At 41.7% G+C, this 11959-nt stretch carries 11 protein-coding genes; 10 read left to right on the top strand and 1 reads right to left on the bottom strand.

Annotation, left to right across the window (positions count from 1 at the left end; genetic code table 11):
• The first annotated feature begins 104 nt into the window (after nucleotides 1-104).
• From ACPV3A_RS01515 to ACPV3A_RS01490, 6 genes are all read left to right on the top strand, one after another.
• Nucleotides 105-542: a hypothetical protein gene (locus ACPV3A_RS01515; protein WP_063477468.1), complete on the top strand. Its 438-nt coding sequence runs from the start codon at nucleotides 105-107 to the stop codon at nucleotides 540-542.
• A gap of 46 nt (nucleotides 543-588) precedes the next feature.
• Nucleotides 589-1056 (top strand): hypothetical protein, encoded by a 468-nt coding sequence (locus tag ACPV3A_RS01510; RefSeq protein WP_063477467.1) that lies wholly within the window; start codon nucleotides 589-591, stop codon nucleotides 1054-1056.
• 275 nt (nucleotides 1057-1331) lie between these two features.
• Nucleotides 1332-2876: a DNA cytosine methyltransferase gene (locus ACPV3A_RS01505; protein ID WP_063477466.1), complete on the top strand. Its 1545-nt coding sequence runs from the start codon at nucleotides 1332-1334 to the stop codon at nucleotides 2874-2876.
• A gap of 263 nt (nucleotides 2877-3139) precedes the next feature.
• Nucleotides 3140-3766 (top strand): hypothetical protein, encoded by a 627-nt coding sequence (locus ACPV3A_RS01500; RefSeq protein ID WP_063477465.1) that lies wholly within the window; start codon nucleotides 3140-3142, stop codon nucleotides 3764-3766.
• 78 nt (nucleotides 3767-3844) lie between these two features.
• A complete protein-coding gene (locus ACPV3A_RS01495; protein ID WP_063477464.1) occupies nucleotides 3845-4096 on the top strand; it encodes a hypothetical protein in 252 nt (83 codons plus the stop codon).
• Nucleotides 4097-4110: 14 nt separating this feature from the next.
• The gene (locus ACPV3A_RS01490; protein ID WP_063477463.1) at nucleotides 4111-5037 is read left to right on the top strand and encodes a phosphoadenosine phosphosulfate reductase family protein; all 927 of its coding nucleotides are present in this window, start codon (nucleotides 4111-4113) and stop codon (nucleotides 5035-5037) included.
• A 1066-nt stretch (nucleotides 5038-6103) separates the two neighbouring features.
• Here the strand turns inward: ACPV3A_RS01490 and ACPV3A_RS01485 are convergent.
• Nucleotides 6104-7369 carry an IS110 family transposase gene (locus tag ACPV3A_RS01485; RefSeq protein WP_063477462.1) on the bottom strand — a complete coding sequence of 422 codons (1266 nt, stop codon included), beginning with the start codon at nucleotides 7367-7369 and terminating at the stop codon, nucleotides 6104-6106.
• Nucleotides 7370-7658: 289 nt separating this feature from the next.
• Here ACPV3A_RS01485 and ACPV3A_RS01480 point away from each other — a divergent pair, with 289 nt between their 5' ends.
• The 4 genes from ACPV3A_RS01480 (at nucleotide 7659) to ACPV3A_RS01465 (ending at nucleotide 11912) form a co-directional block, all read left to right on the top strand.
• Nucleotides 7659-9134, top strand: a complete 1476-nt coding sequence (locus ACPV3A_RS01480) for an amidase family protein (RefSeq protein ID WP_063477461.1) — start codon at nucleotides 7659-7661, stop codon at nucleotides 9132-9134.
• A 185-nt stretch (nucleotides 9135-9319) separates the two neighbouring features.
• Entirely contained in the window at nucleotides 9320-10297 is a 978-nt protein-coding gene (locus ACPV3A_RS01475; RefSeq protein ID WP_231887925.1) for a DNA/RNA non-specific endonuclease, read from the top strand.
• 281 nt (nucleotides 10298-10578) lie between these two features.
• Nucleotides 10579-11010 carry an HTH domain-containing protein gene (locus ACPV3A_RS01470; protein WP_231887924.1) on the top strand — a complete coding sequence of 144 codons (432 nt, stop codon included), beginning with the start codon at nucleotides 10579-10581 and terminating at the stop codon, nucleotides 11008-11010.
• Entirely contained in the window at nucleotides 11007-11912 is a 906-nt protein-coding gene (locus tag ACPV3A_RS01465) for an IS3 family transposase (RefSeq protein WP_331000348.1), read from the top strand. The genes ACPV3A_RS01470 and ACPV3A_RS01465 overlap by 4 nt, the downstream gene beginning before the upstream one ends.
• Nucleotides 11913-11959 lie beyond the last annotated feature (47 nt).

Here is an 11959-nt window from a genome sequence, read left to right as displayed (position 1 = left end):
ATGACAAGGGCTTGTTTAGTTCTATCCTCAGTTGTTAGTCGAATATATAATGCTCATTTATAATTAGAATTGTACAAGTCTATTAGAAAAGGAGAGATGATGATTTGATAAAAAAATATTTGGAAGCTCGTATCCATATACCTATTAATGAAACTAGAGGAAACTATGTTAATGAGAAGGTGGATTGGATCGTAAATGATTTACAACAGTTCCTCAGTATAAATAATGGCATTATTATCGATCAAGAAGTCTTTGAAAAGGAAATTGTTTATACCTCGTCGAGAAACGAGGATTTCACGAAAGAAGAAATTCTAAGTTTCATTGAAAATTGGATGACAACAAAAGAACCGTTTGCGTCTTTTTCAGGGCAATTATATGAATTTGCTAAGGATGATATATACGAACTCTTAATCAATAATTTTGATGGCAAGCATCCTAATCAAGCACTGCAATTTTTTGATGAAGACGAAAAAATGACTATCATGCAGCGGCTTAATGTCCGTATTGAGAAATTGATGGGACTAACACTGACAGAGTACTAGATGTAATCATTTATAAGAATTTTATAATACTGTGGAGGGAACGCATATGAAAAAGAATATTTCTGTAATTATCAAATTAATAGTTATTATGGCTCTGCTCTCTGCCTGTGCATCAAAAGAAACAACAGGAGGTCCAGCAAGGGAAAACAACATGGATGGAACGTTAACTGAAGTTCAATCTAATGTGTCTGAAAGTATCGATAGTTTTATACCGGTAGGTGAACTAGCTAGAATTTATTATCTCCAACATAACAGTGGTAACAATTATCAGGTTGGTCTAAGAACACATCAAAATGAGCTTGTGTGGATTCATATATCCACTTCTCAAGTGTACTTAAAAGAAGACATTGATTATTCATATATCGAACGAGTCGAAGACAAAAGTGGTGCTTTTGGGATAGGTGCTTCTTATATTATAAACGTAAAGGTGGGTACGCCAGTAGGTGGTGGAAGGATAGCACACGGGAAAATACGTTACCAAACAACAATGATCGTAGGTGGAGAGATGGATTAATTGTAAGACAGCTGGCTATCATCCGAACAGAAAATAAAACGTACGTAAGGGGAGGAAGCATTTATTAATGCTTACCTTCCTTGTTTGATTTAAATATGATAATCTTATATTAAATGAACTTTGATCAAGGCTCCCGCCATGCGGCTAAAGGAGCATTTTAAGAGCGCTATTTCAAACGCCTAATCCATTTTTCATGTCATGGAGTGGACGTTTGGAAGAGCGCTTTTTTGCGTTCTATCACAACCCAATCATTCCAAGTTGTAGGAGGAGAATCAATGTTATTAAAATCAAGAAGAGCCAAAGTATCTCAACGCGGTGTTTATTTACAGGACAAAATACTTCAGGAAACTGTCTTTCAACCTGGATCACATTATCGTTATGTCATCGACCAGAATTCAAAAAAAGTCATTATTCTTTCATCTGAAAATAATACGGATAATACAGTATCTAAGCGTCAACTAAAGGAAAGTGTTAAGCCTGTAATTGATATACGGGATAAAGAGGCGCTTGAAGCTTTTAATGGATGCGATTATCTTCAGGTAGAGATTTTCGGAGAGCATGTAGTTGTACAAGGCTACGTTGCCTCCAAAGCATCTGCGTTAGATAAGTCAGCCCAAACGCCAAAAAAAGGTTCCAAGCATAAAATCGCTTATATAAGTGATTTTATTGCAGTAAAGAAGACCTCCGAAATTGTTATGTCTCGGAAAACTTTGCAGAAAGCTGCAGGTTTACTTGGATATGAACAAATGGAGTTCGACCTATTCTTTGGAGAAAACGTAGCATCTGAATCCAATTCATTTCTTCAACCTGCACTTCATAATCTGGAAATCCCGCTTCATGTTGCAAGCTTATTCAGTGGCGCGGGTGTCATGGATTTGGGGTTCTTGGAAGCGGGTTTTGATGTAGTTTTTGCATTAGAGCTTAATCGGGATGCTGTCGAGACTTATCGTTATAATATCGGAAATCATATTATGCATGGAGATATCACGAAAATTGATAAAAGCAAAATTATAAAAGCTCCTGTAATGATTGGTGGGAGTCCTTGTCAGGGTTTTACTAACGCGAATAGAAATACAAATTTTTTAGACAATCCAAACAATCTCCTTGTGAAGCATTACATTGAGGCAATAAAGGCTAATGAGAATTGTAAAATTTTCTTTCTAGAGAATGTACCTCGAATTCTTACGGCTGGAAATGGTCAGTTCAAAGATGAAATTTATTCTGCACTCTCAGATTTTGAGATTACATCTGGTGTTATATCTGCAGCTGATATGGGCAGTCCACAACTGAGGGACAGAGCCTTATTTATTGGAAGTAAGATAGGCAAAATCGAATTACCAACTCCGATATTTGAGAGTAGTACGTATCGAACTGTACGAGATGCATTCACAGGATTGAGAGATGACATACCTAACCAATTAGATGTATCCAAAGCTAAGTCAGAATCACTTGAAAGAATGAACTATGTTCCTCCAGGAGGAAATGTTTTTGACATTCCTGAAGAGATTCGTCCACGGGGTCAGCAATCCAATATGTATAAAAGGTTGGAATGGGATAAACCATCCATTACGATCGTAAATCCAAGAAAGTCTTGTATCCTTCATCCAGATAAAAATCGTATTCTTTCGGTTAGAGAATGTGCTCGTTTATTTGATGTTCGTGATAACTTTGAATTTAAAGGTGGTCTTTCATCAATGCAGCAGCAGATTGCAAATGCTGTACCTGTTCGCTTAGTTCGATCAGTCGCTGAAGTCATAAAATCAGTGATACACCGTTTTAACGAAAGTTTACGTTCATATCAAGGTCTGCAACTGGTATGAGAAATGAATGCTAAATAGTGTTATCTTTATTAAGAAGGAGTAATGACTTCTCAATAGATGAAAATAATGCTACTATAAATGCATAAATAATTACTAGCAAATGCTTCCGCCACGCGGCAACGAAGCTTTCATTTTTATTTCGCCAACAAATGGCGCCTATTTCTGTGAATTACACCTTTTATGGGTGGAATCAGATAGGCGCTTTTTTTGTTGGCTTTTTAGCTATTAAAAGCGTGATGGCATTTTTCGAGGAGGCGATATGCATGGAGGGACAACTTTCATTTATTGTTGAAGACAATTCATTATTGATCACCGATAAGGAAGTTGTGACATGCCATGATAAGTTTAAGGATATGGAGTTATTTATAGAACAACCTGATCCTTTTATTGAGGCTAGCAAAAAGTTCTTTTTTATTGAAGAAGGAGAACAAATTGAGTTAGATGAACTGATTTTACCCATAATAGAGGAGGAAAAAGAGTCTATGAGTTTTCAAGAAATTGTTAAGATATTGAAAGACAGTAGTAAGTATACAATACTGATGTTTGATGACCTTACCGGGTTTCCAATATCGATACAAATTACTTTGAGTAAGGCAGCGATTGCTTCGTTTGCTCAATATCCAGAGGCATTATATCTAGATTATAGAGTAAAACGTCGTCGAACAAATAGCCAGTTTGTTTTTCTGCCCAATAAATCATTTATTATTTGGGACGGGCACATAGATGTAGATACCAATATGTGGGGGAAGTGGACTCGACCTTCTGTTGCATCTATTAATGTTCGCAGAAGTAAATATAATAAACTGGATAAACAGTATTTAGTAGATGGAGTTAACTCAACAGAGCAGCAACCAATTATTGAGTATCTTCCAATGAATGCAATAGCGTAGTTTTTCTTAATAAATATTACTAATTAGGACCCTCTGACTTTTCTTGTCAGGGGGTCTTGTAATTGAGGAGTGGGAAATATGGACCTTTTACTTACATTTATTGAACCGCAGCATGCGATGGAAATTGAAGATGCACTAGATGATGCGGGTTATATATGTAGGATTATTCATACGCCTGAATGCTTACTTGATGTGAATGTCTTCTTTTGCAAGACTGCATTACTAGTTATCGAGCCAGCTGATGAAGTGTATGACCATTTAATTAGTCTACCGGTTGCCTGTGTATTTCAAGCATCTATGGGCCGATACGTGCAAATCGTCCTGGATTAGAAGGGAGCTTAATTGTGGAGCAGTTATCATTATTTACAGAAGAAATCATTAAGGCTAATCCTACAGCTACTTTTACAGGTACTATACCATCCATAAAACCTGCTGGTGAATCAATACGAAAGGTGATTGAGAATATTAAAGAAGCCTACTTGGATCCCAGTAATAGTAGACCTTGGGTTGTGACAACATCTTTTGGTAAAGACTCGACTTTGTTATGTGTCTGTACCTGGGTAGCGTTGTTAGAAACACCTCCTGAACATCGTACTAGAAGGATCTACTTCATAAGTTCTGACACGGGTTTAGAACATCCAAACTTAACACAATATGTCCGAAAGAGTATACGGTTGATGAATGAAAGTGCTAAGGAACAAGGTCTGGATTGCTTCGAGGCTGTATTAGTAGAGCCGGAAGCTAAGGAGAAATTTGCGAGGAAAGTAATAGGACACGGTCTAGTGCTACCAACTTCAAAAAGCCCTTTTCGCTGGTGTACAGATAGATGGAAGATTGCCCCTGCAGAGCGTTTTATTAAGCTTCTAGTAAAGCGATTTGGTGAAGTATGCGTTATGACCGGTGTTCGTCATGCAGAATCCATTAAGCGCTCAAACTCGATCTCTAAGCATGGCATGAAAAATCAGTTTATATTTCCAAAAACGAAACCAGGGAAAGATAAATCGAGTGATCAAGAGAATCGCATTATTATTAAAAATCGATTTGAAAGTCATCCAATTGCCGACATCCGTGACAGTGATCTGTGGGATTACCTAATGCAATGGTCCAAATTTCCGTGGGGTGGAAGGTTTTATGAGATGTACTCTTTCTACTCAGACCAAGGAGAATGCCCGATGCAAGTGCAAGAGATGAAATCGACCTGCGGGCAAAGTAGGAACGGGTGTACTCTTTGTATGATGATTCGCGATGATGGAATGCTTGAACATTTCTGATATTTTGTATTAAAGTTATGTTCTAATTTGCAATAAAGTTGTGTTCTAGTGAAAAAGTTGTGTTCTTTGATTGAATTTTGTATTAAAGTCGTGTTCTTGCTCACTTTTTGCACTGTGGTTGGATTACAACATTTTGTTTGGAGACAGACATTAAAGACTAGTAACTAGTGTTAACATCCAATAAACCTTAAAGCCCATACAAACTCTGCACTAAGCTTATAAAGTTTAACTGTAAGCCGGAGCTGATTTCAGGCATTTACTCCTGATTTCACTCGGCTTTTTCTTTTCTCTCCGATCATTATCCTGCAGCCCCTTACCAGCTCCGAGTAACTTCACAAGAGCTTTATGATTGGATCATTGTTGGCTGGAAGTATGAACCTGTTGGACCACAACTAAAGAAGAACTTTTAGAGGAAACATTGTACACAAGATACTTTTCTGGTAATCGAGAAGGATTTTCCGGATTTTATAATGTGTCCAAGATAGATAGCGTTGAGCGAATTAAAGGCAATACACGAAGACATTTAGTTATTGCAAGTGCATTAAACTATTCAGGACATCACGCTCCTTCATATGAAAGAATCACTTTCACATTAATCGATACACCTGAGAACGGAATAAAAATCATTAAATTTAGAAAGAAAAGCAATGTAGATGGTAATACGAATAGTGAAAACAAAATCGCATTAGTGTGTTTAAACTCCCTCGAAGTGATTCAATTTCCTCACTCAAACTCATGAATTCGCAGGATTTCACCCTGAGCTAAACATGAAAGAAGAGAATCCAGGGGAGTCGGTGGCTGGGGACAGTAGAAAGGGCATGCGGGAACAAGGGTGTTGTGTCCAATACCCACTTTGTTCCATATCATGCACGTCTCCACTTTGCCCTAGTGATTCTCACTCCCATGTCTCAACGGGTCTTAGCCCTTTCATTCCTTCGTCACATCTAACTAAGGGGTGGAGGTCGGTCTTTCTAACGGAACGGGTCCGAGCCCTTTTGTTTAATATCTCCCGATACCTCGTGCTTCTTGTCATCCTGCGAATGCATGAGCTGGTGAGAAAAACTGCTTAAGCTGCTTGCGGAAACACTTTAGTCGAGTCGTAAGCTTCACTGCTTTTGGCCAGACCAACAAGCATACGGGCGACTTTACCGCACAATTTCATTATAGATTTCATTTTCTTGAGTTTTTTCACATCGACATTATGGTGGTGCAGGGCTCTAATATCCGGATTGGTCATGACCATGCACATCGTCATGAGATAGAGAAAACGTCGGAGACGAGGGCGGCCGCGTTTGCTAAGCGCCATTTTACCACGCCACTTTCCGGAACTGGCTTCAGTTAAATTGAGGCCGGCATGTCGTAATAAAGCATTTCCATGTACATAGCCGCTCAGATCTCCAGCTTCTCCTAGAATGCCAGCCAAGCTCGTTGCATTCAAACCCTGAATATCGAGCAGTTTCTGTGCATAGGGGATACGCCTCAAGATGAGATGAAGTTCATGCTCAATTTGTTCAAGTTGGCGCTGAGCCAAGTCATATTCCTCTAGTAGTTGACTCAGATGAAGCTTGTAGGCTTGGAGTGCCTGCGTGGCGCCAATGCTGCATTTTGCTAGTTCAATGAGCTGTTCCGCTCGTTTAACTCCAGCATGACGCTTTACATATTGTTTCCAACCGGTAAGAACCTCTTCTGTGGTTAATCTACTAATTTCCTCCGGTAAGGGAAAGAGTCTGAGCGTAGCAATAGAGCTGGTACAGGTAAGGGTTTTAAAGACCTGGCGCAGCTCAGGGAACACGATATCAACCCATCGATGAATTTGGTTAACAGCACTGTTGAGCCGTTTTGTAACCGTGTCTCGGTTAGCCATGAGAATTCGCAGTTCTTCGTAGGCTTCTGGATGAAAACGAACAGGGGAGTAGTACCCGTTTTTGACCATGTCTGCAATGACAAGAGCATCTTTGCGGTCACTTTTAGATGGCGAGTTGTCACGGTTCTCCTTATTCTTTTTAACGAGATGGGGATTAACGAGAACGGCTTCAATGCGCTGAGAAGAGAGCCAGCGCGCAAGATTCAGCCAGTAATGACCTGTAGGTTCCATGCCTATAATGACTTTGTTAAGCTTGTAGGTTTGGAGTAGATCCTGGATCCAGCGTCCAAATAGCTTGAAACCCTCAAGATGGTTACCGAATTCCAGCGGTGCACCTAAAGCAATCCCGCGAAAGCTGACGGCCCGGGCAACATGAGTATCTTGAGCAATGTCTACTCCGACGACCAGATGATGAGCGGTAATGTTTTCAATGAGTTGATTTTGCTTATCTTGTGCTTTAAACTTCATAGTAGAGCGACCTCCTGGATGGGCTTTTTGAGGCAATGACCTCGTGTGTAACCCCATCGTACCGAGGCGCTCGTTTTTGTTCAATCTCCAAAATATTCGTATTACAGGAATTCTAACGGGCAGATTACTTTAGTTACAACATTAACCTTCGGGAAAATACAAGCTTTACTGCGATGCCCAACCGATACATTCTTATCTAATCAAAACTTTACCTATACCCTTGGCAAGGCAGCATGTTACCATATTACTGTTGTCCGAAAATTTACCAGTACCGGGGGTATTTTAATATATGAGCATTAACTTACAAGATTGGATTCAGGAAGCCGATTTGGTGAGCATGCAAAAGGCAATGTCTTCGGGTGAATGTACATCCGAAGCCCTCGTCCTTGCATATATCGAACGCATTCATAGGTATAATCCTCTGATCAATGCCGTATTAGAGATCAATCCAGATGCTCTTGAAATAGCAAGGAATCTTGACCTTGAGCGAAATACAACAGGTAGTAGGGGGCCGCTGCACGGAATTCCAATCCTGCTAAAGGATAACATCGATACGTACGACCGGATGCATACGAGCGCTGGTTCAATCGCATTGGCTGAGTCGTTTGCTCCTGAAGATGCGTTCGTAGCCGCAAAGCTCCGGGCCGCTGGCGCTGTTCTTCTAGGTAAGGCCAATATGACCGAGTGGTCGAACTTTATGTCCAATCGTATGCCAGCTGGATACAGTTCCAGAGGAGGATATGTGTTGAATCCATATGGACCTGGCAAGCTCTTCGTCAGCGGATCAAGTTCAGGATCGGCTGCAGCCGTAGCGGCGAACCTGACAGCAGCAGCGATCGGAACAGAAACCGCAGGTTCGATTATTGGGCCGGCCAGCCAACACTTTCTCGTCGGAATAAAACCTACTGTAGGGCTTGCGAGCCGCAGCGGAATTATCCCAATCTCTATAAGTCAGGATACGCCAGGACCGATTTCAAAGACAGTCACTGATGCAGCGATTCTACTTGGGGCAATCGTCGGGATTGACGAAAACGATAAGGCAACTTGGACTAGCACACATCGTACTTTTCATGACTACACAACTTATCTAGACAGAGACTTTCTGTGTAAAACTCGAATTGGGATTTCTAGACATTACTATCGGTCGTTGGATGAAGAAAGACTTTCCATCATGGAATCCGCCATTAATGTTCTGCGTGAGCAAGGTGCTACAGTTATCGATCCTGTGGACCTCCATTTGGAACAGCATCCATGGAACAATGATGTTATCTGCTACGAATTCAAAACAGGCCTGAATCGCTATTTATCAAAGTTGAACTCGGATCTGCCCGTACATTCTCTTCAAGATCTGATAGCTTATAATCAGAAACACGCTGCATCCGCATTGAAGTTTGGCCAAGATAATCTGATTCGTTCGGAACAAAATGCGCTAAACGAGACAACATATCAACTTAAACGACAAGAATATAACCATCCGGCTGTAACGCAAGGGATTGACTATGTACTCGATCAACACGGCTTAGATGCTTTAATGTTACCCGGTGACGTTGATGGCATGTACATTGCTGCCCGGTTAGGGTATCCCCTTATTACGGTGCCCGCCGGTTATTCAGCAAAAGGAACAATTGATGCTGATGGCGATTCGACGCAGGGGCCATTTGGTGTTGTCTTTTCCGGGAGGGCTTTAAGTGAGCCCACGCTAATCAGCATCGCCTATAGTTTTGAGCAGGCAACACTAATCCGTCGTCAACCAGAAATGGGCTAAGCTAACGGAGAACGATAGTTGAACCAATACAGGGAGCAGAACGCCGCGACGCTGCTCCCTGTTCTATTGTAATTGGCAGGATAATTCAATAGGATATTAGTCTTTTATGGTAAGATTATAGAACAAGATAAGTTATAGTCGTCGTTTTTAGAATAAACAGTATGAAATTATAGGGGAGTCCTAAATTGAAAAAGAAAATGAACTATTTAATCTTAATTTTAACGATCATCTTTATGGTTGGTTGTACCAATGTAGAAGATCCGCCTATTACAAATGGAGAAAACGCCATACAAGAAGTAACCAAAGTTGATAAAGAAGCAGAGGGAACTATTACCGAGGCCATTAAGGAACCAAAAGGAGAAGAAAAGGTTGTTGATGAACCGGCAGTCGAGGAAACACCAACCCAACCAAATAACGATCTATTCTCAGGATACGAACGTATTGAAGTGGATGCTTGTGATTTGTCTGGCCATCGTGAACCTAACGTCGTTGTGGATGTTGGTTACGGGAAGCGTGAATACTGGGCATTTACAAACGAACACGGGCAACTAGTGCGTGTCATTGCTGATAAAATCATTCTACAAGATGACAATAAAGAGCCTGTCTCATCGTCTGGTAGGTATTGTGCTGATGAAGCAAAGGTCCCTGGGGTTGAGAGTGCTGTTTTAGACGAAGGACATGCCATAGCTGATTCTCTTGGCGGTGTATCCAATGCTTATAATATCACCCCACAAGATAGTACGCTCAACCGACATGGTGATCAAGCATATATGGAAGACGCTATACGCAAAGCAGGTGGAGCTACTAATTTTGAAGCAATTATCACCTACCCGAACACGAAAACGCAGATTCCCTCCAGTTATCAATACACCTATACGTTAAAGGGTAACGTGATTGTCGATAAATTTGATAATGTGAATCCTGACGAAGTAAACAAAACCCTTGGTTTAACAGACAGTAAGCCTTCTGATTCAAAAAGTTCGAACACAAAAGCGACTAATCCAAATACAAAAGATGATCTTTCTAGTGTTGATACCAATGGTAACGGGAAGATAACGATAAAAGAAGCGAAAGCAGCCGGTTATAGTATGCCAATAACGAGTGATCATTGGTTATACAAATACATGGATGATCGTGATGGTGACGGTATGGTAGGTGAGTAAGACTAAAATTAAATGAACGGAAGAACAGAACATACTCCTGTTTGCCACAATTCCCTATGGATGGTTATAACTAGAGATGAACATCCTGAATGGTTTCAGAGTATTGAATAATAACTCTTGATAACTCATGGTGGTTGAACTAACGGGAAACGATAGCTTAATAAAAACAGCAGCGATCGGTTTAGATGAACTGTGACCCATAAGATGGACACTTTGAAAAAAGTGACTTCTTGTGGGTCATTTGTGTTTTAATCAAGGTATGTGACGAGGAGTGATACGAAATGGGGAAGTTGAAACGGTTACTCTTTACCGAGGAGCAAATGAGGAAGCTTGAGGAGAATCCAAACGTACATCATGTGACCGAGGCGGCCATTACATACACACCTGCATTCAAGCTGGAGGCGCTGAAAGCCTACAAGCAGGGGCAGACACCTTCAGAAATCTTTATTCGTGCCGGCTTCGACCTGGACATTATTGGTCATAAGAAGCCCAAAGACAGCTTAAAACGGTGGCGTGAAACCTTCGAGCTGTACGGTGAGGAAGGATTGGCTACAGAGCGGCGCGGTAAGAGCAGTACAGGGCGCAAGCCAGCCGGTCAGTTGTCAGCAGAAGAAGAATTGAAACGGGCTAGGGCCCAGATCAAACTGCTTGAAGCTCAAGTGGACATGCTAAAAAAGCTCGAAGCGCTCGAGCGGCAGAAGAAGAAACGCTGACGCCCTCTGAGCGCTATGAGATCATAAATCGCACCATTCGGGCATATGCCCTGAAACGAATGACACGCTATCTGTGCGAACTCGTGGAAGTAAGTCCAAGCGGCTATTACAGGTGGCTGGGAGCGGAAGAAGATCGTGAACTTCGTGCGGCTGCGGACGAGCAGGACATCCTTCTCATCAAGCAGCACTTTGACGCGCTTTGCGGCAAAGCAGGTGCGCTTGTGATTAAGATGCGGCTGGAACAGATAAGCGGCGTTGTCATGAACCACAAGAAGATTCGCCGACTTATGGGAAAGGCAGGTTTGGTGGCCGTAATCCGTCAGGCGAACCCCTACCGCAAGATGGCTAAGGCAACTCAAGAGCACAAGACATGCCCGAACCTGCTGAAGAGAAAGTTTGACCAAGGTGAACCTGAGAAAGTGTTTCTCACTGACATCACTTATTTGCGCTATGGAAGCGGACGCTGGGCATACCTTTCCTGTGTGAAGGACGGGGCGACCAGGCAGATCCTTGCCGACAGCGTGGCAGCAACACTCGAGCTTCCGATTGTCGAGCGGACAATACAGGGTCTTTTAGAGCGATTAGATGGAAACATTCATCCAGAAGCGATCCTGCACTCCGACCAAGGGATGCACTACACGCATCCTAAAACTCGTCTTCTTATGGCTGAGGCAGGATTTAAGCAGTCGATGTCGCGCAAAGGCAATTGCTGGGACAACGCTCCCATGGAATCATTCTTCGGTCACTTGAAAGACGACGTTGATTTTAGCGATTGCCAAACTATTGATGAAGTGAGAGTGCGAGTGAAGGAGTACATAAGCTACTACAACTCAGAACGATACCAGTGGACATTAAAAAAGATGACCCCCGATGAATTCAGAGGTCATCTGCTTGCTAGCTAAGCTCTAGGCGGTTTATTTCAAACTGTCCACAAACTGGGTCACAGTTC

It is taken from the genome of Paenibacillus sp. Dod16 (genome assembly GCF_049893405.1).
Classification (GTDB): domain Bacteria; phylum Bacillota; class Bacilli; order Paenibacillales; family Paenibacillaceae; genus Paenibacillus_AQ.
Note: the sequence above shows the minus strand (reverse complement) of the source record. Positions and strands in the feature narration are given on the sequence as shown.